Here is a 23,795-nt window from a genome sequence, read left to right as displayed (position 1 = left end):
TGGATCAGCCTGCACGCGTTGATACCTCCACCGTTTGGTGGAGCTCTTTATATGCCTTCAATTTCGGTGAGCACCGGAGGGCGGAATGGAGCAAGCGATTGGCTTGGACGAAATGTCGGATCTGGTGGCGGCCATCTATGATAGCGCCATCGATCCGAACGAGTGGCCGCGGACACTAGCAGCGCTCTGCGCCGCAATGAACTTCAAGAGTGCGGCGCTCAATCTGCGCAGCTATCCGTCAGGCGACATTCTGCTGCTTTACACCACCGGCATCGAGCCGCATTGGCTTGAGAAGCTGCATGGCTACGGCGCCGAGGCGGTTGAGCAGTGGGGCGGGATTGGCAAGCTCCTGACCTATGACCCCAACGAGCCGGCGCTGATGTCGGAAAAGCACCAGGAAGGGCTGACCGAGGCAAACCGCATCTATGTCGAATGGACCAGGCCCCGTGGAATGATCGATGTCATGGGGGTCGGGCTCGCCCGCGATGGTGCTGCCATGGGCACGATAGCCTTCGGCCGGCACCGCGATGCTGGCCCCGTCACCGAGACCGAGCTTGGGCTTGCCCGACTGCTGATTCCCCACCTGCAGCGATCCGTCGCGATATCGCGCCTGCTCGATATCGGCTCCATCAAGTCGGACATGTTCCAAAGCGTCGTCGATGCGCTGTCCGTTGGCGTGATCATGACAGACGCCAGCCTCAAGGTCATCCATGCCAATCAAGTTGCGCGGCACATGCTATCCACAGGCGCGCCAGTAAGCTCCGTCAATGGCAGGCTGTCGGTGTCGTCTCCCGGCGCCACAGCGGCGCTCTCGCGGGCCGTGGTGAGGGCGGCCACGGATGAGACGGCCCTCGGACCGAACGGCTTCGGGGTTCCGCTACGGTTGGGCGACGAAACCCATGTTTTCCACATTCTGCCGCTGCGCTCGGGGCAAATCCGCCCCACGGTCAGCGTGTCGGCCGACGCGGCGATCTTCATAGCGCCATCCCGGAAGTCACCGCTCTGGCCCGAACTGGAGATCGCGTCCCTGTTCGATCTGACCCCGGCTGAAGCCAGGGTTTTTGAGAAAATCTCCGCTGGGGCCTCACCCGGCCAGATCGCAGCCGAGACCGGCGCGGCCCAGAGCACGATCAAGACACACTTGCTGCAGGTATTCGCCAAAACAGGTTGCCACCGCCAGGCCGAACTTGTTGCCCTGGCCTCGTCGCTCAAGCTACCAGTTTGGTGACACCGACTGATGGCTCACTCGGCGATAATTCAGGCGGCGTTGAAGACGCGCCAGGTGCCACGGCCCGCCGACTTGGCCGAATAAAGTGCGGCGTCGGCATCGCGGTAGAGAGTATCAGCATCCTGGGTGCCGCGGACCGCGATCCCGAGCGATGCGCCCACGCGATGCTGTTGCATTCCGAGTTGGATTGGGTGTTCGAAGGCACTGATGATGTCCCTCGAAAGGCGTTCCATATCAACGTGGTCGCGGCCGTCGGTGAGTATGGCGAATTCGTCGCCGCCGATACGCGCGACTAGCGCTCCGGCCGGGACGCATTGGCGCAGCCGCTCGCCGGCCTTAACGAGGCAGGTGTCGCCATGGGCGTGGCCGAGCGTATCGTTGATCGCCTTGAAGTTATCGAGATCGATGAGGATCAGCCCACCGACTGGAACGCCGTTCCGCTGACCGTGGAGGTCCTCCAAACGCGCGTTGAACAGGCTGCGATTGGCAAGGCCGGTCAAAACGTCGGTCTGGGAAAGAATCCGCGTCCGTTCGGCCATGTGCTTTTCTTCGGTGATGTTCTGCTTCATCCCAAAGATCCGCCGGGCCTTTCCATCGATGCCATCGACGGTTGCCGTGATGCGCATCCAGCGCGGATTGCCCTTTGCGGTTATGATCTGAGCATCGAAGTTGAAATCGCCACAGGTGGCGATGGCCTCGGCTCGAAGCGCCTGCATTTGCCTGGCCGACTCAGGCTCATACATCTTGAGCGAGGTGCTGCGATCGATGACTGAACCGCGCGGCAGCTCGAAAAGATCATAGACGCCATTGGTCCAGGTCAAACGCTGGTCGGGCAGGGTGCATGACCAGATGCCGATGCGAGCGGTCGCCGAGGCGCGCTCGACCAGACATTGGCGGTGGCGCTCTGCCGCTCGCCGGCCGGCCATCGCAGATTGGCCCACCAGCTCGGTGACACGGGCGAGCAGGATGTGGCTGGAGATTTCACTGCGCGGTCGCGTGTCCCAGAGCACCAGCCAAAGCGGGCGTTCTTCATCAATGGTGGGAATTGGTGCAATCAGAAGGAAGGCGTGGGAACGCGTAGGGTGGGGGAAGACCTGGGCGAAATCCCGAAAAAGCGACATGGGAAGGTCGGAGGGCGGCAAGACGCCCTCGTGGGCAATCCATCGGTCTATTTCGACCAGGCCAGCACCGGCGCACTGGGCCAGATGGCGCAGACGGCCGAGAAATTGCTCCGGCAACGCCGTGTCGGTAGCAGCGACGATGGGCGATGGCTGAACCAATTGCGATCTCTCGAGTATGGGGAAATCTACGCGACTGGCTCTTAAGACATTGTTTCCCTAGCGCTTTGCGCGAAAGAAAAGCTGTCTCGCTTGATTTCATCACCCCAGATGCGCCCGTGCCGTATTGGACGGACGCTGACCGCTTCCTCGCATCAAGTATCTTGAAAACCCGCTGCAATTCACCATTTCAATTGTCGAACATTGGGAGTGCCACATGGTGATGGATCGGGCTTCGGCTCAGTATGATATCGAGAAGAAATCGTTGCTGGTGGCCTATCTGCTTTGGGGCTTCCTCGGCTATGTCGGCGCGCACAGGTTTTACCTTGGTCGGCCGCTGAGCGGTTTTATCATGCTGGCGCTGTCAGGCGTCGTCCTGCTTCTCACCTTCATGTCGTTCGGCTTCCTGAGCTTCCTTTGGGTGATCGTCGCCATCTGGTGGTTCATCGATGCGTTGCTGATCCCGGGGATCGCCGCCAATCGCAATAGCCGCATCGCTGATCGAGTGTTCGGTTCGCGCCGCTAAGGCGCGGCCACGGCTTACGGGGTTCGTCGGAGATCATCGTCAGGCTCGACCACACTCAAGCGGTCTAGCAGCACCCACGGGCCTTGGCAGAAGGTGTGCAGCATGAGGCCGCGGCGGTGATCCGCTCAGCGCGATGGCGCGGTTTGCAGATGGCAGCCCGAAGCCCAAGCGACAGCACCGCTCGATTTTCCCGAATTGCCAGATCGGCAATGTCGAAGACCTGCATTGCCTCGCCAGGGCGCCCGATTTCGATGGTGAGCCGAGCGCCGTGGTCGAGTGGCACCTTCCGGTCGACCTGCGCGAGGGTCGACCGGAATTTTCCGGCCGTCATCATCGCGCGATCGTCCTTGGCCGGAATGTCTTCCACCTGCAGCACCGTCTCCTGCCAGGCGTCGGGATTGCCGCCGCAGTCCAGGGTGACGAATGAGCCGGCTTTCACTTCGGTGATGTGATAGCCCGGCTGCACGACGCGCTCCCCGTACTCGATCGATAGCGGCAGGTCGTCGCTTCCCGCCAGTCGCGCAAGCACCGCGCCCAACGAGGATTCCACTTCGATGTAGCGAGGAGTTGCGTGTGTGCTCATGTTGGGCTATCCATAATTTCAATAATTGTTGAGATATTGAGATGAAACTTGAAGAACCGCAAGCCCTCAATGCTTTCGGCGCCCTCAGCCAGGAAACCCGGCTGAGAATGGTGCGGATCCTGGTGCAGGCCGGCCCTGAGGGAATGGCAGCGGGCGCAATCGGGGACGCCGTCGACGCCTCGTCGTCGAGCGCCTCTTTCCACCTTGCGCACCTTGAGCGGGCCGGTCTGATCCAGTCCCGACGCGAGAGCCGCTCGATCATCTACAGCGCCAATTTTGAGGGCCTGTCGGGGCTCGTCGAGTTCCTCATGCGCGATTGCTGCTCCGGCCATCCCGAAGTGTGCATCCCCGCGGCCGCAGTCGCCGTGGAATGCTGCATGCCCGCCGGTGCCAAGGAGAACGCCTGTGCCCGCTGATCTGGTCATGCCCAAGAGCGCAGGCACCTCGAACCCTGCTGGGGCAGTATGATCGATCTCTCGCGCCGGCTGACCGCCGAAGCTCTCGGCACGGGGCTCCTGGTCGCGACGGTCGTGGGTTCCGGCATCATGGCTGAAACCCTGACCACCGATGTCGCGCTGACATTGCTCGCCAACACCCTTGCCACCGGCGCTATCCTCGTCGTGCTGATCAGCACGTTCGGGCCAATCTCGGGCGCCCATTTCAACCCAGTCGTTTCGCTGGTCTTTGCGCTGCGCCGCGAGCTGCCGGCGCGGGAGGCCGGGCTCTACACGCTGGCGCAGCTCATCGGCGGCGTGCTGGGGGCCATCGCCGCCCATGCGATGTTCTCGCTGCCTTTGCTGCAGGCCTCGACCAGGGTCAGGACCGGCGGCGCGCAATGGTTCTCGGAGGGCGTCGCTGCCTTCGGTCTTGTCGCCGTCATCCTTGCCGGCATCCGTTTCGAGCGGAAAGCCGTGCCGATGCTCGTCGGCCTCTACATCACCGCGGCCTATTGGTTCACCGCGTCCACCTCATTCGCCAACCCTGCCGTCGCGATTGCCCGTTCTTTCACCGACACATTCTCCGGCATCCGGCCGGTCGATTTGCCGGGCTTCATCCTGGCCCAGTCTGCCGGCGCGGTCGTTGCACTGGCGCTGATGTCCTGGCTGCTTCGCGTGCCCTCTGGCGGCGATCTCCCCATCAATCCGGAAGACCCATCATGACCGTCACGATCTATCACAACCCGGAATGCGGCACGTCCCGCAATACCCTCGCCATGATCCGGCAAAGCGGCGTCGAGCCCATCGTCATTGAATACCTCAAAATCCCGCCGAGCCGCGAACGCGTGGTCGAACTGGTCTTGGCCGCCGGCATCACGCTGCGTGAAGCCATCCGGCAGAAGGACACGCCCTACGAAGCGCTTGGCCTTGGCGATACCAGCCTCTCCGACGACGCGTTGCTCGATGCGATCGCCGCGCATCCGGTGCTGCTCAACCGGCCCTTCGTCGAAACGCCGAGCGGCACGCGCCTGTGCCGGCCTTCGGAGGTGGTGCTCGACATACTCGAGAACCCCGATATCGGGCATTTTATCAAGGAAGACGGCGAAGTCATTATCGACGCCGCAGGCAATCGCATTGTCTGATCTCAGCACATGACCAAATCTGCGACCCATTCGAACGCCGGCGCCATCTGGGCGCTCGGCGTCACCCAGATCATCGGCTACGGAACGCTCTACTATAGCTTTTCCATCCTCGCGCCCGGCATTGCCGAAACATTCGGCGTGGCCGTCGAATGGATCTACGGGTCGATCTCCCTGGCACTTCTCGCAGGCGGGTTGATTTCACCCTATGCAGGTGCCCTTGCGGACAAGCATGGCGCCGCCCGGGTCCTGTCCATTGGTTCCGCCGCGGCAGCCGTGTCGCTGATCGTCTGCGGCCTTTCGGACAATCTCTCCATTTTCCTGGCGGGGCTGGTCATTGTCGAACTGGCCTCGGCCTTCGTGCTCTATTCCACCGCCTTCGCGCTCCTCGCCCAGGCGACGGGACCGCAGGCGCAGCGCAGCATTACGTATCTCACGCTGATCGCCGGCTTCGCCTCGACGATCTTCTGGCCGCTGACCACTTGGATGCTTCAGGCCTTGAACTGGCACCAAGTCTATTTCGTCTTCGCCGGCATGCACGTCCTCGTCTGCCTGCCGCTCCACCTCTGGCTCACCCGATTTGCGCGAATTGCCGCCCAGCGACCAGTCGTTGAAAATACCCTCCAACTCATAGAGGCGAGAGGAGCCAACAGCTTCACCTTCATTCTCGTCGTGCTCGGCTTTTCGCTCGCCGGCTTTGTTTCGGCGGCGACGCTGTTCCACATCGTGCCCATGCTCGGTCTGCTGGGCCTTGGCGAAACCGGCGTGCTGGTTGCCACGCTCTTCGGGCCGGCACAGGTCGCCAGCCGGTTGATCAACATGGCGTTCGGCAAGGATCTGTCAGCCCCAACCCTGTCGGTGATTTCGGCACTCCTGATGCCGGCCGCGCTCGTGGTTCTCGCTCTGACTGCACCTGCGATCACAGGCGCAATCGCCTTCGCCATCATCTTCGGCCTTGGCAGCGGTCTCTTCAGCATCGTTTCCGGCACCTTGCCACTGGCCCTCTTCGGCAAAGCCGGGTTTGGAAAGCGCCTGGGCCGGATCAGCCTCGGCCGCCTCGGCGTCTCCGCCATCGCACCCTTTGCGCTTTCGCTGGGTCTGGGCGCCATCGGGCCAAAACCCTCGATCTGGATTTTGGCGGCTGCCGGTCTCTGCTGCGTCGCCGTATTCAGCGAGATTTGGCGACGGACCAAGCCTGGAGACGTTGCCGCAACAGCATCTCAAGCCGCCTGAGCGCTTGATGCTGGCTCTTCGCCAGCACCGTCCTCATTCCGCTAGCGGCTCCGTCTTCCCAAACCCCGCCCTCAGGTCCTCTCTTTCAGGAAAGTCTCCGACGCAGCAGAGGTGTCGTTGCTGCCTACGACGAGATTTCGTCCCTTTGCTTTCGCGCCGTAGAGACCCGCGTCCGCCAGCCTCAGCATTTCGGCAAAGCCCTCCTTGTGGGGGTCTCCCTTGTGCACGCCAAAGCTCGCAGTGATCGTCGTGGGGTGCCCGCCAAGGCTTGGCTTGTGGGCTTCCAGAGCAGCGCGGATGCGCTCTGCGGCGATGAAGCCGAATGAGGGGCTGCTATCGGCGCTCACCACGCAAAACTCCTCGCCGCCAATTCGCGCGATCAGATCGTAAGGGCGGAGCTGGCTTTGCGCTATCTCGGCCACGAGCATCAGCACTTCATCGCCCGCGGCGTGACCATGCGTATCATTCACCTGCTTGAAGTGATCGAGGTCGAAGGCAATCACCCACACCCATTGATCGCTTCTCGTCGCCCGGTTCAGCTCGAGAGACACCGCGTTCTGAAGCCAACGCCGGTTGCCAAGCCCGGTGAGTGCATCACTATTGGCCTGCCGCTTCAGCGTTTTGAGCCTGAGTTCCTGCGCGCGTATCAGCGACACAAGCTTGTGGGCGAGCCGGCTTATCCCGTCCGAGCCCTTGAGCTCGAGGTCCGGTTCCTTGCCCTCGCTCTGGTACCGGTCCACGGCCTGAATCAGCCGGTCGATAGGGCTGACGAAGCGATGCACGGCCATATAGGACAGGGCGCAGCCGAGCACCGTGGAAAGCAGGGCCACAAGCAAAGTTGCAATCGGATCAGAGGGATGGCCGAGTCCGAGATAAAACAGAAGTCCGATCAGCGGCAGGTGTACGGCGATAAAACAGACAGCGAAAACCTTCAACGTGAGCGACCCTTTGATCGCCCGTACCATTCCACTCATACTTCGCTCTAGTCCCTATGCCGTTGCGGGCAAGCTGACAGGAGTCCGTTAGCGGGAGCCTGATGAGAAACACGCAATTTTAACGATCCGGACCGTCGGCGCTCTCGCGCAAAGGGTGCGCCGCTAGGGCAGCATGCGGTTGACGATACCGTCTCGCTTGATGAAACCATGGTAGAGCGCCGCGCCGATATGCAGCACGATCAATGTGATCAGTGGAAATCGCAGGAAGGCGTGAATTCGCTTGGCCGTTTCCGCCAGGCTGTCCGATCGTGGAACCAGGTTTTGAATGCCAAACCGGTCGAAGACCTCCAGCGGGAAGCCGCCGGCCGTGACGCGGATGAACCCGGAAATGGCCATGGCGAGGAGCAAGCCGTAGAGCAGCCAGTGCGTGGTCTCGGCGATGTATCGTTGAAACCGCGGCATGCTCTGGGGCAGGGGCGGCGGCGGATTGAGCAGGCGATAAGCCAACCGCGCCGCAACCAGAACCAGAAGCACCACGCCGACGTTTTTATGAAACATGAACAGGGGATCTTGCAGCCAGCGCCCAATCCCCGGCGTCAGCATGGTTAGCGCTGCAGGAATGGTCAGCAGCACGAGCAGTGCAGTCAACCAATGGAAGATCTTGGCAAGAGGTTTGTAGCCATCCGCGGTGCTCATCGCCTTTTTCCGTGCTTTCGGTGAACCACTCTTACAGAGATGCCGTAACATGACATAATTGTCGTAGTTCGGCAGCAGCTCTGGCAAGGGCAATCATGATTGAAGCTGAAACAGCGCGACGCTTGCCCTCGACCCTCGACAGGCGCGGTCTGTCTGTTGCCGCTCGATACGTCATTGCTTGCCTTTTGCTTGCGCCGGCCGCCCTCGCGCTTGGCTATATCCTCACGCAATCGGTAGCCGGTGCCACCACGGCGGCTCTGGTCTTCGCCATTTTTGCTGGTCTCGCCGGGGCAGCCCTGCGACGCCACTATCCGCATGATCGATTGGGCATTGCCAATATCGTCACGCTATCGAGAGCCGCGATCATCGCGGCGCTCTGCGCGCTGTTGGCCGCGCCCGGACTTCTGGCCCAAAGCGATCAACTCGCATGGTCCGTTCTCGCCATTGCCATTTTCTCGCTCTGCCTTGATGGGGTCGACGGGTACTTTGCGCGCCGGCAGGGGCTGACCTCGGACTTTGGCGCCCGCTTCGATATGGAGATCGACTCCGTCTTTGCGCTGCTCCTCGCGCTGCTTTGCTGGCAGTCAGGCAAGGCCGGAGCATGGGTGCTGGCCCTTGGGAGCATGCGCTATCTGTTCCTTGGGGCAGCGCTGGCGTGGCCAAGGCTTCTGGCGCCGCTTCCGGAGCGCTTCACCCGCAAGGCGATCTGTGTGGTGCAAATAGCGGTGTTGATTGCGCTTCTCGCGCCCATCATCAGTGGCCCTTTGTCATGGAGCCTGGCCGCGATCGGTACGCTGCTGCTCGGCTATTCCTTCGGCCGCGACGTGATCTGGCTGGCAAGGCATCGCTCTTGACCCGAAAACCGGCCGGCATAACCAGCCCCCTCTTCGCCGGCCTCGCGATCTATGCCGTTTTGGCGCAGCCAAACCACCCCGATGCCCTGACGCCGGGCATGCTCCTGCAACTGCCCCTCGAATGGTTCGTCATCGTGGGGCTTTTGCTCGTGGTACCCGCCGGCAACGCGATCACCTATGCCGTGCGGGCCGGAATTGTCCTGCTTCTTACCGGCGTATCGGTCCTGAAACTGGCCGATATCGCGACCTTCACCGCATTCAATCGCCCGTTCAATCCGCTCATGGACCTGCCATTGGCAGAAGCCGGACTGCGGCTGGCTGGGGGCTCCGTGGGCTGGCCGCTAGCGATCGCCTTGGCGGTGGGTATCGGCCTCATCCCCTTTGCCCTGGCGGGCATCCTCTGGTGGAGCACAGGCCTGATCAGTCGCTACGAGCCGAGCAAAGGCATGCGGATCGGCGCCGCGGCCGCCGGGCTGGTGGCACTGTTCTTCGTCATTGCCGACGTCGGCGCCGCACGACAGGCCTGGACCTTGCCGGTGGACGTGCCGGGCAGCAGTTTTTCCACCCAACTCGCCTTCGACCGAACTACGACGTTCCGCACCCTCTACGCCGATCTCGCCGCCTTCGAAACCGAGGCGCAGACAGATCCTTTTGCGGGGCGTGAAAACCTCTTCGATCGTCTCGCGGGGCGCGATGTTTTCGTCATTTTCGTCGAAAGCTATGGGCAGACGGCCTATCGAAATCCCCTCTATGCCCCCACCCATTTGGCGCGTCTCGAAGCGGCCGAGAGCAAACTGGCCGCCGCGGGACTGGCCATGCGCTCGGCCTGGCTGACCTCGCCCGTTGCAGGCGGACAGAGCTGGTTGGCGCATGCGACGCTGGCATCGGGCCTCTCGATAGACAATCAGGCGCGATACCGGGCGATGCTCGCAAGCTCTCGCCCCTCGCTCTACCATCTGGCCCAGGCGTCGGGTTACCGCACCACGACCATCATGCCAGCCATCACCCTGCCTTGGCCCGAAGCGCGCTTCATGGGGTTCGACGCCATCTATGAAGCTGCCGATCTCGATTATCACGGCGAAGCGTTCAACTGGACCACGATGCCGGACCAGTACACCTTGAGCACCGTCGATCGCATCCTGCCGCAAGACGGCACGCCAGATTTCGCCATGACCGCGCTGCTCTCTTCACATGCGCCGTGGACACCCGTGCCGCGCGTCGTCGATTGGGATGCCGTGGCCGACGGCTCGATCTTCAACGCCAGTCAGCATGTCGGTCCCCCGGGTGCCGACGTATGGGCAAACCGCGACCTGATGCGCGAGCAGTATCGTCTGGCCCTCGACTATTCCCTCGAAGTCGTCTTCGACTTTGCCGCACGCCACGCCGGACGCGATTGGCTGCTCGTCATCCTTGGCGACCATCCGCCGGCCCAGAGCGTGTCGCAGATCGAGGGGCAAGACGTGCCTGTCCATCTCGTTGGTACCGAGGCAGCCCTCTCGCTGTTCGACGAGTGGGACTTTACCGACGGGCTCATTCCCGACGCTTCGGCTCCCATATGGCCCATGAGCGAGTTTCGCGATCGCTTCATAGACGCCTCATCCTCAAGCGGAGGACAGCCATGACCACGTCGGCGCTCAAGCTTGAAAAGCGCGAGCGGGGCAGGGCGCCCCTCAAGCTGTTGCTTCGCCTTTTGCCGCCCGTCGTCATCATCGGGCTCTTGTGGAACCTTGCCGATGGGCCCGCCGCCTTGGCGCTTCTGGCCGAGGCCGATTGGCTCTATCTGTTCCTGGCCTTCGTCGCAGTGAACCTGCAGACCATAGCGTCGGCTTGGCGCTGGCATCGCGTAGCCTGCCGCCTTGGTCAGGACATTCCACCGGGCCATGCCGTGGCCGAATATTACCTGTCCCAACTCGTCAATCAGTCGCTTCCAGGTGGTGTCCTGGGTGACGCAGCGCGAGCCGTTCGAGCCCGCCACCAGGCCGGGCTCGGCATTGCGGCCAAGGCCGTGATCATCGAGCGCCTCGCTGGCCAGATCGCCATGTTCAGCCTGCTGGCAATCGCAGTCGTCTGGGCGTTGCTCAATCCGGGCGGACTGGAGTTTTCGATCGGGACGCATGAGCTTTGGGTGGGAGTGCTGGTGCTCCTCGCTGTCGTCGCCCTCTGCCTATTGGCGGCGCACTTGGCGCGCCGGCATTGGCGCCATCATCTGGGTCGGTCGATCGTGACGGCGCTTTTTGCCAAAGGCGCCTGGGTCGAACAAGTGCCGCTTGCAGTAGTCATCGTGGCGTTGAACCTGTCGAGTTTCACCCTCTGCGCCCTCGCCACGGGCACCACGCTCTCCGCCGAGGGCATTCTCGTTCTCGTGCCGCTGATCCTTTGCGCCATGCTCATCCCGACAACCGTGGCCGGTTGGGGTTTTCGCGAGGGCGCTGCCGCCGCACTGTTCCCACTAGCCGGCGCGACCGCCGCGGCCGGCTTTGCGGCGAGCCTCGCCTTTGGCCTCGTTATCCTTGCCGCAAGCCTGCCCGGGCTTTTCGTTCTTCTTCGACACCGTCCAAATCCCGTTTGAAAACCTTGGAGATCGTCGTGACCCATCTCAAGCTTTCTCGCCGCCGGTTCGTCTATGCCGGCCTCGGAACCATTGGTCTGGCCGCCATGCCGCAGCGTCTTTTTGCGCAGGAGACCAAGGACGTCGCCCTGCAACTGAGTTGGCTGCATTCGGTGCAGTTCGGTGGCAGCTACATTGCCAAGTCCAAGGGCTACTGGTCCGAAGCGGGGCTCAATGTGGCGCTGAACCCCGGCGGTCCCAATGCCCCCGTCGATCCGGCCGTCGTTACGGGCCAAGCCCTGATCGGCATTTCGGCCGCCGACTATGCCTCGGCTTCGGTCGAGCAGGGCGCGCCGTTCAAGATCATCGGCGTTGCCATGCAGAAAAACCCGTTCGTCATCGCTTCGCTTCCCGCCAATCCCGTCAACACCCCAGCGGATCTTGTCGGCAAGCGCATCGGCATGGCGCTGGCCAATACCCCGGTGCTGCAGGCGCTCTGCACCATCAACAATGTCGACATCACTCAGATCGAGATCGTGCCGACACAGTATGACGCGGCGCCGCTGATCGCCAATCAGGTCGATTGCCTCCTCTGCTGGGAAACCGATCTCCCCGTGGCCATGGCGATCAAGGGCGTCGAAAGCGTCACCATGCTGATGGCCGATCATGGCTATGCCGTGCATTCGCAGACCTATATCGCGACCGACGACAGCATAGCCAACCGCCGGAGCGACCTTGTCGCCCTCATGCGGGGCGAAGTGCGCGGATGGGATGACTACAAGGCCGATCCGAAAGCCGCCGCGGCGCTGACCCTCGAAATGTACCCCGATCAGGGCCTCGACCTGCCGACCCAGGAATTGCAGGCCGAGCGCCAGGTCCCGCTGATGTTCTCCGCGCTCACCGACGAATTCGGCTTCGGCTGGTTCACCGACGAAACCGTCGCTCAGAACGTCGAAACGCTCGGCCTCCTCGGCCGCAACGTCACCGCCGATCTATGGGACCGATCCATTCTCGAGGAAGTGCATGCCCAGGGCTGAGGCATCGCGATCGCCTGAAATAGTCTGCAGGCAGCTTGAAAAGACCTTCCACAGTGGCGGCAAGGCGATCAGCGCCGTGGGCCCGCTCGATATTCGCTTCAATGCCGGAGAGACGACCGCCCTGGTCGGGCCCTCCGGCTGCGGCAAGTCAACCCTTCTGCGCCTGATCGCCGGGCTCGAAAAACCCACGGCCGGCTCGGTGCAGATCGGTGGCGAAACCCCGGTCGAGGTCACGAAAAGAGCAGGTCTCGCCTTCGCCTTTCAGGATGCCGCGCTCTTGCCCTGGCTTACCGTGCGCCAGAACGTCGCCCTCGCGCTGAAACTGGCTCGCAGGGACAAGGACGAGGCCAGGGTTTCCCACCTCATCGATCTCGTCGGGCTCAGCCAGTTTGCCGATACCAGACCCGCCGAACTGTCGGGCGGCATGCGCCAGCGCGCTGCCATCGCCCGGTGTCTCGTGACCGAGCCGAGCCTGCTTTTGCTGGATGAGCCATTCGGCGCCGTCGACGAACTGACCCGCGCCCGCCTCAACCAGGATTTGCCGGCGCTCTGGCAAAAGCCGGGCACCACCACGCTTTTGGTCACCCATTCCATTTCCGAGGCCGTCAATGTCAGCGACCGCGTGATTGTCTTCTCGCCACGCCCGGCTCGGATCGTCGGTGATTTCACCGGCATGCGCGGCAACGAGAGCACCAAACGCGGCGCGATGGCGGAAATATCGAGCACTTTGGCCGCCAGTGAAGGATTGCCGACGTCGTGACGGATCGTATCGCTGCAGCCGTTCCGACCTTTCTCACCGCCCTTGTCGTGTTGGCCGCGTGGCAGACACTGGCGAGCCTCACGCAGGGCCTGTTCGTCTTTGCCGGCCCGGCAGAAGTCCTCCGTGCCATAATCGCCGAGGCACCATTGCTGGTCGGATCGGCCGCCATAACGCTGAAATCCGCCGCTATCGGCTTCGTTCTCGGCAATGCTGCGGCCGTCGTGCTGGCAACGATCGCGCTGGCCATGCCGCGTATCGAGCGGTTGGTATCGGGCGTAGCGCTGGTGTTCTTCTGCCTGCCCTTCGTCGCTACGGGTCCGATCCTGCGCGTCATCTACGGCGTCGGCGATGGCCCGCAGGTCGTCCTGGCAGCGCTTGCCACATATTACACGACCTATCTCTGCCTGCTGGTCGGCCTTCGGTCCATGCCCGCCAGTTGGCTCGATCTCGTGCGCAGCTATGGTCGCGGACGGGTGAGCGAAATCATGCACGTTCGCGCCATGGCATCTCTTCCGTATTTTACCGCGGGCCTGCAGATCGGCGCGCCTGCGGCATTTCTGGGCGCCATGGTGGGCGAATTCACCGGCGCCGAGCGTGGCCTCGGTGTTCTCAGCATTCGCGCCATGCGCGGGCTCGATGTGGATATGACCTGGGCAATTGCCGCTCTGGCCGCCACCATTTCGGCTCTGGCGTTCTGGCTGTTTGGCTGGCTCGGCCGCCGCCTCGGCGCCGGTCCACCGCCGCTGCTGCTCTCTCCCGGCCGACAAGATCTGCCACGATCAAAGGCCGCGAGCCTGGCGCGTAGCCTCGGGACCTTCGCGCTCCTCACCGTGATCATCCTGGCGCTTTGGCTCGGCCTGATGAACGTCCTCAACCTTTCACCCTTCTTCGCAAAACGCCCGCAGGATGTCTTTGCCTTCCTCTTCACGGACCCGCCAGCCTCAGCCAATCGCGCCGTACTCACGGATGCTTTCTGGCAGACTTTGTCGCTGACTTTGCCCGGCTACCTCGTTGGCCTCGGGTTAGGTGCCGGGCTTGCTATTTTGCTGGTGCTCCGCCCCCGGCTTGCCGCAGGCACGTTGCCGATCGCCATTGCCCTGCGCTCCGTGCCCATCGTGACGACAGCGCCTCTCCTCGTTCTGGCGCTCGGTCGCGGGGCGGTCGGAACCATAGTGATCGTTGCCGTCATGATCTTCTTTCCAACGCTCGCCGCTTGTCTCGAAGGCATGCGGCGGACACCCCAACCAGTGCTCGATCTCTTTGCAAGCTATGCCACCTCTCCGTGGCAGAGGCTGATCCACGCGCAGATTCCCGCCATGCTGCCGGCCTTCTTCGCTTCGGCGCGCATGGCGGTGCCCGCCGCCTTTCTGTCCGCAACAACTGCGGAATGGCTGGCGACGGGCACGGGCATCGGAAGCCTGATGGCCCTCACCGCCTCGACCTCGAACTACGCCATGCTCTGGAGTGCCATCGTCCTCCTCGCGCTGGCGGCAAGCCTGCTCTATGCCGCGGTCCATTGGCTGGAGCGCCGAATTCTCAAAACCTTTGCCAGCGAGCAACTCGCCCTATGACCGAACAAGCACCAAAGCGCCCGGCCGCCTTTGCCATTCCCGGCGATGCCACACAAAAGACCGGCGGCTACATCTACGAATATGAACTGCTGCAGGCGCTGCGTCGGAACGGCCGCGCGGTAAAACACATCGAACTGGGTGCCGGCTTTCCGAACCCCAGCGCCGACGAAACGGCCGCCGCAATCGCCGCCATGGCCGCCCTCCCGCCCGATATGCCTTTGATTATCGACGGGCTCGTCTTCGGCTCCATCGACACCGCCGGATTGCGAACCATCAAGGCGCCCATTGTCGCCATGATCCATCACCCCCTCGGCCTCGAAACTGGGTTGGCGCCCGCGCAATCCCGGTTCCTGCTCCAACGGGAGGCCGACAACCTAGAGCTGGCGGACGCCGTGCTGGTCCCCAGCCCGCACACCGCCCGCATCTTGATGCAGCAGTTCGACGTTCCCGAGCAAAAGGTCACCATTGCGCCTCCGGGCTTCCGCCCCGCCGACCCCATCCACAAGCCTTTGTCGCCGCCGCTGATCCTGTCGGTGGGTCTCCTGGCAGAGCGCAAGGGCCACGATGTTCTCGTTGCTGCGCTCGGTCAGATCGGCGATCTCGACTGGCAGGCGCAGATTGTCGGGAAGACCCACGACCCAGCAGTCGAGCAGGCGCTTCTCCGACAAGTCGCTGAACTGGGCCTCGGCGATCGTGTGACTCTCACCGGCCTCCTCGCCGATGACCAGGTTATCGAGCGCTATCGTCAGGCGACGCTGTTCGCTCTGGCCACGCGTTACGAGGGCTATGGCATCGTCCTCGGCGAAGCCATGCTGCATGGCCTCCCCATCGTGACATGCCGAACGGGAGCAGTGCCCGACACGGTAGCGCCGGGGGCCGGCATTCTGGTGCCGGTGGACGATGTCGACGCTTTTGCCAGTGCCCTCCGTTCGGTCCTGACCGATGAAGCCGCAAGACAGACCATGGCTGAGCTGTCTACCGAAGCCGGACGAAAGCTCGACAGTTGGGACAAAACCGAAAAGACCGTTGGTGAGGTCCTGGGGCGCGTCGCCCATCGGACCCGCATCGCGCCCTAGCAGCAGGGCGCGACGTCCTCGGTCAGCGTGAGGGGCTGCGAAGAACCGCCAACTCGTCATCGCCGACAAGCGGTTCTCCTGCACCAGCCGTTTGCAGATAGGCGTCCAACACTTCAAAACCTGACGCCGGCCGGTAGTTGCCATCTTCGTTTGCGGTCGCAAGTGCAAGCTGAACAGACCAGGACGAACCAGCCCGACAGGAAACCACGAGATAACTGGCGCTGCCCTCGGTCTCGAACTCTCGGCAGACCTGCTGGTCGCCATTGGTGAAGGTGGCGATTGGATTGATGACGGTGCCGCTCGCCAAGGTGGTTGTACCGCCAGAGGGCAGGGTGTCGAGCACAGCAGCAACCTCCTCACCACCAAGCTCGGCCATGGATGACGGCGCTGAAGACGCCTGCCACAGGCCCAGGGACGGAATAGCGACGACGACGGCCACGGCTGCGGCAGCAAATGCGCCCGCAGGATAAAGCCAGTTGCCCCAGGAGAATTTCCAGAAGGGCTTGCGCTCAGCCGCCTTGATCGTCTGCCGCACGGCCGCCTCCAACTCCGGCGAGACCGGCGCAAGGAGTTCGTCAAACCCACGTCGAGCAAGCGTCGAGCCGGTGACAAGGGTTTCGAGCCGCGTCGCCAGGGCCTCATCGCTTTCAATGGCTTCGGCGACCTGCGAAAACTGAGGTTCATCCAGAACGCCATCGGCGAAGGCCATGAGGGTTTCGTCGGAAAAATCGCGCTGCATGCTTTGGTCCTTCACAGCAATTGCCCCGCTTCTATGCCGACATCCTCGGCGAGTTTTCGACGGGCCCGCGCAAGCCGGCTCATGACTGTACCGATAGGCAGGTCGAGCACCTCGGCCGCGTCGCGATAGCTCAGCTCTTCCACGCACACCAGCAGCAGCAACTCGCGCTGGTCCTGCGGCAGGCGGCCGATGGCCTCCATGGTCTTTTTCAGCACCAGGCGGTTTTCCGGAATGGAGGAGCCATCGAACGCGCCAATATCGCTGTGCTCGACGATGTCGATCTCCTCGCCGCGCGTCTTCTGGCGGCGCAGCCGGTCGATCCAGCTATTGCGCAGGATGCGAAACATCCAGGCGTCAAAGGAGAGGTCGAGCGTTTGACGCTGGCTGGCCAGCGCCTTTTCGCAGGCGGTCTGCACGAGATCGTCTGCGATGTCGCCCACCTTGCAAAGGGCGAGCGCATAGCGCCGGAGGCGTGGCAGCATGGGAACGAGACTGGAAGCTATGGTGCTCATACGCTGGAAGACGGATGGGTGATGGGGTTTATTCCCGCGCCTGTCGCTTTTTTGTGTGCTGCATAGAATATTCTGATGTCTCAGACGTCTAGCCTTGCAAGACCGATTGTCGAAGGAAGCGCATATTGTCCAGCCCCACCACTTCGCTCCGCGCCTTGCTCGTCGCGCTCGGTCTCGTTGCAGTCCCCGGGCTCCTCGCCTCGCCCCTTCTCGTTGCCCCGGCTTATGCGCAGGACGATGACGACGATGATGGCGGTGACGATGACGACGATTGGGACTCCGGTTCGAGCGACGATGACGATGATGACGACGAACCATGGATGGGCGGCCGGATCGTCCGCCGTCCTGCGCCGGTCGCTGTGCCATTGCCCGAACAGGCCGACGATCAAGTGGTGGTCGCGAGCCTCGATGCTGCGGGCAGGGACGTCCTGCTCGCCGCGGGTTTTCTGATCGTCTCGGAAAGCAGTGGCCGGCTGCTGCTGGAATTACCCGACGATCTCGATGTCGAAGCAGCCCTGGCTGCCGTGCGCAAAGCCTCGCCCGAAGCGCTCGTCGCGCCCAATTCCTACTATCGAAGCCAGGCGGTTCCCATCGGATGCGAAGGCGCCATGTGCGAACATTGGGAGGCCGTCGATTGGCCGCCGGTTTCCGTCGGCGCTACCTGCGTTTTCGCGCCTCATATCGGCGTCATTGATACAGGCGTCAATCTCGACCATCCGATGCTGAGCGAAGCGCGCCTGACGCTCGAAACGATCGGCAATGTGGATGCGGAGCCGTCGGAGCTGAAACACGGCACCGCCGTCGTCGCCATGTTCGTTGGCAGCGGTCGGGTCCCTGGCCTGGCGCCCGCTGCCGAGGTGCTCGTCGTCGATCCCTTCGGCCGCGTTGGTCAGGACGAGCGAAGCGATGTATTCGCCTTGGTCGAAGCACTCGATCGTCTGGCCACGGCTCAGGTCGATGTTGCCAGCCTCAGCCTTGCCGGGCCCGACAATGCCATTCTCGCCGACGCCATCTCTCGAATCCAGACTGCCGGCATCCCGGTCGTCGCGGCAGTCGGCAATGCGGGGCCGCGGGCCGAAGCCATGTTTCCCGCCGCATATCCCGATGTCGTCGCGGTGACTGCCGTCGACCGCCGGCAAAACATCTATCGCCGGGCAGTGCAGGGCGAACATGTGAGTTTTGCCGCGCCCGGCGTCGATATCTCCACGGCCGCCTCGATCTCCGGCATCCGCCCCCAGACCGGCACGTCCTTCGCCGTACCTTTCGTCACCACGGCGCTGGCGGCAGCCCTGGCCAAGGGTGTCGAGCCGCCAGCCGCCATGGATGCACTTATCGAGGCCAGCCTCGATCTCGGTGAGCCCGGCCGGGATGCGATCTTCGGCTGGGGGCTGGTGCGCATCCCGTCGCCCTGCTGATTTCAGCGGGCAGCGCGTGCAAAGCGCCGGTACCAACCGGTGCTCGCGATCGTATTGCGGGACACTTTATGGCGCTCGGCAGCCTCGCTGCGGGATTCGCTGCCGATCTCGGCTTCGAGCATGGTGCTGTCGCGCTTGAAGGGGATCACCTGGATCAGCGGCGTGCCCTTTTCGATTTCGTGCAGGCCATCGGCGCCACGCGCGAAGAACGGAAAATGGATCGGGGCGACATAAGTGTCGGTGTCGACGATCCCGGCCACCGGCTCGAAGACCGGATTGGGCCGGTTCAGCAGCGGTACGAACAGGCAGCTCCAACCCTTGGGCGTGCGAATGGACCAATAATTGTGGAACTTGCAGGGCGGCATGTCGCCTTGCGGATGACCGGCGACCTGATGGCTCCCGTGATTGCTGACCATGGTCCTGTCAAAATCCCAGCCGGCCGTCACCGTCTTGCCGCCATCGCGGATTTCGAGACGCACGGTTGCGGCCAGCGGAATGATGTAGCCGGTCATCATCGCATCGAGGAAAGGCATGCAGCGCTTGACCGTGAGGCCGGTATCGTTGGGCGCCAGCTTGCTCTGGTCGACGGCCGGCAGTTTGCGAAACCAGTCGGGCAGGTGGCCTTTTGACGGTATTGGCGGAGCGATGACGCCCTCGTCTTCCGGCGTGCAGAGAAAGCGGATCTTGGCTTTTGGGCTGGCGAACATGTCGATGCTCCTTCGTTCTATGAAGGCATGACGGATCGGCCCTCCGCTTATTCCCTTCTGGAGAAACGAAATTTTTCGGGAATAGATGGCGATGTCCTGCGTCTTTCCCTGTGGAGCGACAAGGCTCCGAGCAGAAAAAGGACATGTCCAATGGGCAAGACCATTACCATCACTACCCTCGCCGTTGCCGGCCTCATGGCTGCAAATGCGCCGGCCCAAGCCTATGGCGTCGCCGATCCCGCGCCAGGGCTAGCCCCGGCCCAACACCTGCAGGTCGCCGACTCCAAGCGCGGCGGGCTGCTCTATGACCTCAACAACGGCACCTGGAAGAACCCTTGGGGGTCGAGCTCCAATTCGAGCAGCAATTCATCGTCGAATTCGAACTCGAACAGCTCTTCCAACTCGAACTCCAACAGTTCGTCGAACTCGAACAGCAACAGCTCCTCGAACTCGTCGAGCAACTCGTCTTCCAATTCGAGCAACAATTCCTCATCGAATTCGAGCTCGAATTCCTCGTCCAATTCGTCTGACGACGACGACTGAGAGAGGAGCCCCACCAATGAAGACGATTTTCAAGCCGATCGGCTTTGCTCTGGCGATGTTGCTTGTGGCCCCAAGCGTCAGCTTTGGCCTCGGGATCGAAACATTGCAGCCTGTCGTTTCGAAACCCGACGCCAGCATCATCCTCGTTGCAGATGACGACGACCGCCCATTCTGGTGGCGCCATGGCAAGCCGACCTGGCAGGGTGACGACGACGATTGGGACGACGACGATGACGATCGTTGGGACGATGATGACGACGATGACGACGACGACTGATCATCTCGTGCATTCGCGCTCTTGCGCGAATGCACACCAAAATCGGATGTTGACCTAACGACCGCTAAGGGCCGACGGAGATCCCGGGCTCCCGAGGTCGAGGCGGCATCAAGAAGGAAAGCATCATGGAAATCATTCGCGTAGGCACCAATGCGTCGGCAAAGGGTCCGGCAGACTGGTTCACCGGCACCGTCCGCATCGACACGCTGTTCAATCCCTTCGCGCCCGAGCGTGTTCAGGGCGCGCATGTCACCTTCGAGCCCGGCGCGCGCACAGCCTGGCACACCCACCCGCTCGGACAGACACTGATCGTCACTTCCGGCATTGGCCGCGTTCAGCGGCTTGGCGGACCGGTGGAAGAAATCCGTCCCGGCGATGTCGTCTGGTTCGCTCCCGGCGAAAAGCACTGGCATGGCGCCGCTCCGGGCAACGCCATGACCCACATCGCGCTCCAGGAGGTCAAGGATGGCAAGGTCGTCGACTGGATGGAACAGGTCACGGACGCCGAATACGGCGCCTGACTCTCGCGAGCTAGCTGGTAAAACTTCGCACCAGTGAGCCGACCACCAGATACCACCCATCCACAAGCACGAAGAAGATCAGCTTGAAGGGCAGGGAGATCACCACGGGCGGCAGCATCATCATACCCATGCTCATCAGCACCGAGGCGACGACCATGTCGATGATGACAAAGGGCAGGAAGAGCAAGAATCCGATTTCGAAGGCGCGTCGCAGTTCTGAAATCAGGAATGCCGGGATCAGCAGTTGCAGCGGAATGGCTTCCGGCTCGGCCGGAACTTCGGCTTCCGTCAGGTCATAGAACAGCGACAGGTCCTGCTCGCGCACATTGGCGCGCATGAAGGCATGGAGCGGCGCAACCGTGGGCTCAAAGGCTTCCGAAATCTCGATTTCGCCGGCCAGCAGCGGCGCGATGCCGTTGTTGTAGCTCTCTTCCAGCGTCGGCTGCATGATGAAGAAGGTGAGGAACAGCGCCAGCGAGATCATCACCGAGTTCGGCGGCGCGGTCTGCAGGCCGATAGCCGTACGCAGCAGCGACAGCACGACGACGATGCGCGTAAAGCTCGTCACCATCACAAGGATGGACGGGGCCAGCGACAGGATGGTGAGAAGGCCGATGAGCTGGATGGCGCGTTCGGCGAGAGCGGTGTCGTCGCCAAAGCCGATAGAGAGTTCCTGCGCCTGGGCAACGCCCACGGCAGCGAGCGAAAGCCCCGCCGCTACGATGAGTCCGATCAGGGCGCGCTTCTTGAGGCGCGCCCGCGCAGCACTAGTTTCGGTTGTTTTCGCCCTGCGCTTCGTGATCACGCGTTACGCTTTCGTTAACCGCTCGTCCTGCGTCCTCTGTAGCTGAGTCGGTCGCGGTCGCGGGTGAAATGTCCGGCTTATACCCGGCTGGCAGCGTGTCTTGCGTGGAGACGGGGCGCAGCAGGCCCGTGTGGCGCAGCGAGCGGCCCGGCGCCTGTTCGCGTGCCTTGTTGGCTTCGCGGGCACGGTCAATGGCAGCGCCGGGGCCGGCGACGGTGGTCACGACGGCGGCTGCGGGCTTGGTTTCGACGGGCTTGGCGTCATTGCTGGCTTTCCGGCCGATCATCGGCACCGGGCGGCGGGTCGTCTGCGCCGCCGGCGGCTCGGGCGGCACGATGCCGGATTCCACCACCAGGTCCTGATTGCCGCCGGTCAGGATCAAATGTTCGACATTGTCGCGCCGAATGATCAGCAATTGCCGCTTCTGGTCGACGACGAGGCTGTCAACGATGGCGAGTCGCTTGTTGCGGCCGCGCACGCCATTGCTCGATACGCTGAACAGCAGCTTGAGCAGCCACACGCCCAGAAGGATGAGGACGATGACGACGCCAAGGGCGAAGAGTGCGGTCAGGTAGGTATTGCCGCTTCCGCCGAAGAGGCTGGTGATGAACTGCACTGATTCTAACTCCTAAGCATGTGCCCGAAGGTGGTCGCCGGTCTCGGGCGAGGCATGCGTAACAACAAAAGACTAAAGCGTGGAGAGCGAATCTGAAAGATCGCGACGCGCTTTAGAGTGGCCTTCCCGACTCTGTCGGGCATTTTCTGCCCAGTCAAATCAGGCAATCATGCAGAATGCGAGGCATTTTAGGACAGCATGGGGTCACTATTAACTCTTCTTTAACCCTGATTAGGCAGGTTTTGCCCATCTGACTTGGACTCAGGAGTAGTCGCGATGGGGTTGCTGGACATGCCGGTCTTTTCGGCGCTGACGGACAAGATGCGTTGGCATCAGGCCCGTCAGGGTCTGTTGGCCGAGAACGTCGCCAACGCTGACAATCCTGGCTTCAAGGGGCGCGACCTGAAGCAGTATAATTTCGAAGACCGTTTCAGCGTCGTTCAGGCGCCGGTCGTCAACACTGCGACGACGCAGCCCAGGCACTTTTCGACCTCTATCGGCGGCGGCACAAGCTTTACCGACGACAAGATGGTCAATTTCGAGATCACGCCGAAGGGGAACGGCATCACCCTCGAAGACGAGATGATGAAGGTCACGACCAATATGATGGACTATCAGGCCGCGACCTCCCTCTACCAGAAATCGGTCAAAATCTTGAAGACCGCACTCGGCAAGACCGCATAAGAAAGGGCTTGAAGCATGGATTTCAACACTTCTATCGGCATCGCCGCCACGGGTCTGCACGCACAGTCGGCCCGCATGCGCGTCATCGCCGAAAATATTGCCAACGCCGACTCCACGGCGTCGACGCCGGGCGGCGAGCCTTATCGCCGTCGCGTTCCCACCTTTGAAACGGTGATGAACAACGAGCTCGGCGGTCGCGTCGTGAGCATGGGCAAGCTTGCCTATGACCAGAGCGACTTCAACAATCGCTACGAGCCCGGCCACCCGGCCGCCGATGCGAATGGTTATGTTCAATACCCCAACGTCAACACACTGATCGAGACGATGGACATGCGCGAGGCCCAGCGCAGCTATGAGGCCAATCTCAACGTGGTTTCCGTCACTCGCCAGATGCTCGGGCAAACGCTCGACATCCTGCGCGGCTAACGGTTCTGGGGGCTATCATCGTGGCGTCAACACCATTCAATATCGCAGCCGCGGCCTATGGCAATGCCAGCCGCCTTGCATCGCAGCTCAGCCGCCCTGAGGCGGAAGCAGCCATCGCCGGCGTTGCCGGCGGTCCCAACTTCGCGCAGATGCTGGCCCAGTCGGTCCAGTCCGTGACTGAAAGCAGTCGCGCTGCCGACCCCACCGCCATCGCGACACTCAGCGACGCGGCCACCCGCATGCTCACCCAGGCTTCGATGCCCGGTGCGCAGCTCGGTACCAATCCGGGCAATGGTGGCAATGACTTCGCCGCCATGCTGGCCCAGTCGGTCCAGGGTGTCGTCGATCAGGGCCGGAATTCGGACCAGATGGCCATCGACATGGTCAATGGCAAGGCCAACGTGGTCGATATGGTCACCGCCATGTCGCAGACCGAATTTGCGATCGAAAGCATCGTGACGATCCGTGACCGCGTGATCCAGTCGTATGAATCGATCATGAGCATGCCGATCTAAGCGTCGGACTAGATCTGACGCCGTCCCCCTCTTGATTGTCACCCCGGCCAAGGCCGGGGGACATCGGTTAGTTGTGCGGCACTCTGGCTTAGAATTCGCTGCCCATTCAGGAATCAGTTACCATTTGCGCGTGAC

The 23,795-nt window shown here is 62.3% G+C and carries 29 protein-coding genes; 20 read left to right on the top strand and 9 right to left on the bottom strand.

Translation table 11 applies throughout. The annotated features are described in order from the left end of the window. The first annotated feature begins 85 nt into the window (after positions 1-85). Positions 86-1,228: a helix-turn-helix transcriptional regulator gene (locus tag ABW043_RS18180; RefSeq protein ID WP_353922609.1), complete on the top strand. Its 1,143-nt coding sequence runs from the start codon at positions 86-88 to the stop codon at positions 1,226-1,228. A gap of 29 nt (positions 1,229-1,257) precedes the next feature. On the opposite strand, the gene ABW043_RS18175 is transcribed toward ABW043_RS18180, so the two are convergent. Next, the gene (locus ABW043_RS18175) at positions 1,258-2,508 is read right to left on the bottom strand and encodes a diguanylate cyclase domain-containing protein (RefSeq protein WP_353922608.1); all 1,251 of its coding nucleotides are present in this window, start codon (positions 2,506-2,508) and stop codon (positions 1,258-1,260) included. Positions 2,509-2,722: 214 nt separating this feature from the next. On the opposite strand from ABW043_RS18175, the gene ABW043_RS18170 reads away from it, so the two are divergent. Continuing rightward, a complete protein-coding gene (locus ABW043_RS18170; protein ID WP_353922607.1) occupies positions 2,723-3,031 on the top strand; it encodes a TM2 domain-containing protein in 309 nt (102 codons plus the stop codon). 64 nt (positions 3,032-3,095) lie between these two features. Here ABW043_RS18170 and ABW043_RS18165 read toward each other — a convergent pair whose 3' ends face one another. Further along, positions 3,096-3,614 (bottom strand): DUF6428 family protein, encoded by a 519-nt coding sequence (locus ABW043_RS18165; RefSeq protein WP_353922606.1) that lies wholly within the window; start codon positions 3,612-3,614, stop codon positions 3,096-3,098. A 41-nt stretch (positions 3,615-3,655) separates the two neighbouring features. Here ABW043_RS18165 and ABW043_RS18160 point away from each other — a divergent pair, with 41 nt between their 5' ends. Genes ABW043_RS18160 through arsK form a run of 4 tightly spaced genes read left to right on the top strand, consistent with a single transcriptional unit; the run spans position 3,656 to position 6,423 of the window. Then, on the top strand, positions 3,656-4,030 hold the full coding sequence (locus tag ABW043_RS18160; protein ID WP_353922605.1) for an ArsR/SmtB family transcription factor: 375 nt from the start codon (positions 3,656-3,658) through the stop codon (positions 4,028-4,030). 48 nt (positions 4,031-4,078) lie between these two features. After that, a complete protein-coding gene (locus ABW043_RS18155; RefSeq protein ID WP_353922604.1) occupies positions 4,079-4,774 on the top strand; it encodes an aquaporin in 696 nt (231 codons plus the stop codon). After that, entirely contained in the window at positions 4,771-5,193 is a 423-nt protein-coding gene (gene arsC, locus ABW043_RS18150) for an arsenate reductase (glutaredoxin) (protein ID WP_353922603.1), read from the top strand. Before ABW043_RS18155 ends, arsC begins: the two co-directional genes overlap by 4 nt. 9 nt (positions 5,194-5,202) lie before the next feature. Next, the gene (gene arsK / locus ABW043_RS18145) at positions 5,203-6,423 is read left to right on the top strand and encodes an arsenite efflux MFS transporter ArsK (protein ID WP_353922602.1); all 1,221 of its coding nucleotides are present in this window, start codon (positions 5,203-5,205) and stop codon (positions 6,421-6,423) included. A 71-nt stretch (positions 6,424-6,494) separates the two neighbouring features. Here the strand turns inward: arsK and ABW043_RS18140 are convergent, their stop codons facing one another. Then, positions 6,495-7,397: a GGDEF domain-containing protein gene (locus tag ABW043_RS18140; protein ID WP_353922601.1), complete on the bottom strand. Its 903-nt coding sequence runs from the start codon at positions 7,395-7,397 to the stop codon at positions 6,495-6,497. Between the two features lie 123 nt (positions 7,398-7,520). Then, positions 7,521-8,141, bottom strand: coding sequence for a cytochrome b (locus ABW043_RS18135; RefSeq protein WP_353922600.1), 621 nt, complete (start codon positions 8,139-8,141; stop codon positions 7,521-7,523). An 8-nt stretch (positions 8,142-8,149) separates the two neighbouring features. Here ABW043_RS18135 and ABW043_RS18130 point away from each other — a divergent pair, with 8 nt between their 5' ends. From ABW043_RS18130 to ABW043_RS18100, 7 genes are read left to right on the top strand one after another with little or no spacing between them, the layout of a single operon-like run. Beyond that, the gene (locus ABW043_RS18130; RefSeq protein ID WP_353922599.1) at positions 8,150-8,908 is read left to right on the top strand and encodes a CDP-alcohol phosphatidyltransferase family protein; all 759 of its coding nucleotides are present in this window, start codon (positions 8,150-8,152) and stop codon (positions 8,906-8,908) included. After that, positions 8,905-10,530 carry a sulfatase-like hydrolase/transferase gene (locus tag ABW043_RS18125; RefSeq protein WP_353922598.1) on the top strand — a complete coding sequence of 542 codons (1,626 nt, stop codon included), beginning with the start codon at positions 8,905-8,907 and terminating at the stop codon, positions 10,528-10,530. Before ABW043_RS18130 ends, ABW043_RS18125 begins: the two co-directional genes overlap by 4 nt. Further along, positions 10,527-11,477: a lysylphosphatidylglycerol synthase transmembrane domain-containing protein gene (locus ABW043_RS18120; protein ID WP_353922597.1), complete on the top strand. Its 951-nt coding sequence runs from the start codon at positions 10,527-10,529 to the stop codon at positions 11,475-11,477. The genes ABW043_RS18125 and ABW043_RS18120 overlap by 4 nt, the downstream gene beginning before the upstream one ends. 17 nt (positions 11,478-11,494) lie before the next feature. Beyond that, positions 11,495-12,493 (top strand): ABC transporter substrate-binding protein, encoded by a 999-nt coding sequence (locus ABW043_RS18115; protein ID WP_353922596.1) that lies wholly within the window; start codon positions 11,495-11,497, stop codon positions 12,491-12,493. After that, entirely contained in the window at positions 12,480-13,253 is a 774-nt protein-coding gene (locus tag ABW043_RS18110; protein ID WP_353922595.1) for an ABC transporter ATP-binding protein, read from the top strand. The genes ABW043_RS18115 and ABW043_RS18110 overlap by 14 nt, the downstream gene beginning before the upstream one ends. Next, entirely contained in the window at positions 13,250-14,824 is a 1,575-nt protein-coding gene (locus tag ABW043_RS18105; protein ID WP_353922594.1) for an ABC transporter permease, read from the top strand. Before ABW043_RS18110 ends, ABW043_RS18105 begins: the two co-directional genes overlap by 4 nt. After that, on the top strand, positions 14,821-15,900 hold the full coding sequence (locus tag ABW043_RS18100) for a glycosyltransferase family 4 protein (RefSeq protein WP_353922593.1): 1,080 nt from the start codon (positions 14,821-14,823) through the stop codon (positions 15,898-15,900). The genes ABW043_RS18105 and ABW043_RS18100 overlap by 4 nt, the downstream gene beginning before the upstream one ends. 22 nt (positions 15,901-15,922) lie before the next feature. On the opposite strand, the gene ABW043_RS18095 is transcribed toward ABW043_RS18100, so the two are convergent. Both ABW043_RS18095 and ABW043_RS18090 read right to left on the bottom strand, forming a co-directional pair. Beyond that, positions 15,923-16,639, bottom strand: a complete 717-nt coding sequence (locus ABW043_RS18095; protein WP_353922592.1) for an anti-sigma factor family protein — start codon at positions 16,637-16,639, stop codon at positions 15,923-15,925. Positions 16,640-16,650: 11 nt separating this feature from the next. Next, positions 16,651-17,220 carry an RNA polymerase sigma factor gene (locus ABW043_RS18090; protein WP_353922643.1) on the bottom strand — a complete coding sequence of 190 codons (570 nt, stop codon included), beginning with the start codon at positions 17,218-17,220 and terminating at the stop codon, positions 16,651-16,653. A 56-nt stretch (positions 17,221-17,276) separates the two neighbouring features. Between ABW043_RS18090 and ABW043_RS18085 the strand changes: the two genes are divergently transcribed. Next, positions 17,277-18,566, top strand: a complete 1,290-nt coding sequence (locus ABW043_RS18085) for a S8 family serine peptidase (RefSeq protein WP_353922591.1) — start codon at positions 17,277-17,279, stop codon at positions 18,564-18,566. Between the two features lie 2 nt (positions 18,567-18,568). On the opposite strand, the gene ABW043_RS18080 is transcribed toward ABW043_RS18085, so the two are convergent. After that, positions 18,569-19,273: a hypothetical protein gene (locus ABW043_RS18080; RefSeq protein WP_353922590.1), complete on the bottom strand. Its 705-nt coding sequence runs from the start codon at positions 19,271-19,273 to the stop codon at positions 18,569-18,571. Between the two features lie 335 nt (positions 19,274-19,608). Here ABW043_RS18080 and ABW043_RS18075 point away from each other — a divergent pair, with 335 nt between their 5' ends. From ABW043_RS18075 to ABW043_RS18065, 3 genes are all read left to right on the top strand, one after another. Next, positions 19,609-19,803 carry a hypothetical protein gene (locus ABW043_RS18075; protein ID WP_353922589.1) on the top strand — a complete coding sequence of 65 codons (195 nt, stop codon included), beginning with the start codon at positions 19,609-19,611 and terminating at the stop codon, positions 19,801-19,803. Positions 19,804-19,832: 29 nt separating this feature from the next. Beyond that, the gene (locus tag ABW043_RS18070) at positions 19,833-20,093 is read left to right on the top strand and encodes a hypothetical protein (protein ID WP_353922588.1); all 261 of its coding nucleotides are present in this window, start codon (positions 19,833-19,835) and stop codon (positions 20,091-20,093) included. Between the two features lie 125 nt (positions 20,094-20,218). Further along, complete coding sequence (locus ABW043_RS18065; protein ID WP_353922587.1) at positions 20,219-20,614, top strand: (R)-mandelonitrile lyase; 396 nt, start codon at positions 20,219-20,221, stop codon at positions 20,612-20,614. 10 nt (positions 20,615-20,624) lie between these two features. On the opposite strand, the gene fliP is transcribed toward ABW043_RS18065, so the two are convergent. Together fliP and ABW043_RS18055 are read right to left on the bottom strand one after the other, a co-directional pair. Next, the gene (gene fliP, locus ABW043_RS18060) at positions 20,625-21,350 is read right to left on the bottom strand and encodes a flagellar type III secretion system pore protein FliP (RefSeq protein WP_353922642.1); all 726 of its coding nucleotides are present in this window, start codon (positions 21,348-21,350) and stop codon (positions 20,625-20,627) included. 31 nt (positions 21,351-21,381) lie between these two features. Further along, positions 21,382-22,035 carry a hypothetical protein gene (locus ABW043_RS18055; RefSeq protein WP_353922586.1) on the bottom strand — a complete coding sequence of 218 codons (654 nt, stop codon included), beginning with the start codon at positions 22,033-22,035 and terminating at the stop codon, positions 21,382-21,384. 276 nt (positions 22,036-22,311) lie between these two features. Here ABW043_RS18055 and ABW043_RS18050 point away from each other — a divergent pair, with 276 nt between their 5' ends. Genes ABW043_RS18050 through fliE form a run of 3 tightly spaced genes read left to right on the top strand, consistent with a single transcriptional unit; the run spans position 22,312 to position 23,660 of the window. Next, positions 22,312-22,719, top strand: a complete 408-nt coding sequence (locus tag ABW043_RS18050; protein ID WP_353922585.1) for a flagellar basal-body rod protein FlgB — start codon at positions 22,312-22,314, stop codon at positions 22,717-22,719. Positions 22,720-22,734: 15 nt separating this feature from the next. Continuing rightward, entirely contained in the window at positions 22,735-23,145 is a 411-nt protein-coding gene (gene flgC / locus ABW043_RS18045) for a flagellar basal body rod protein FlgC (protein ID WP_353922584.1), read from the top strand. A 20-nt stretch (positions 23,146-23,165) separates the two neighbouring features. Continuing rightward, positions 23,166-23,660: a flagellar hook-basal body complex protein FliE gene (fliE, locus tag ABW043_RS18040; RefSeq protein ID WP_353922583.1), complete on the top strand. Its 495-nt coding sequence runs from the start codon at positions 23,166-23,168 to the stop codon at positions 23,658-23,660. Positions 23,661-23,795 lie beyond the last annotated feature (135 nt).

It is taken from the genome of Devosia sp., assembly GCF_040509215.1.
Classification (GTDB): domain Bacteria; phylum Pseudomonadota; class Alphaproteobacteria; order Rhizobiales; family Devosiaceae; genus Devosia.
Note: the sequence above shows the minus strand (reverse complement) of the source record. Positions and strands in the feature narration are given on the sequence as shown.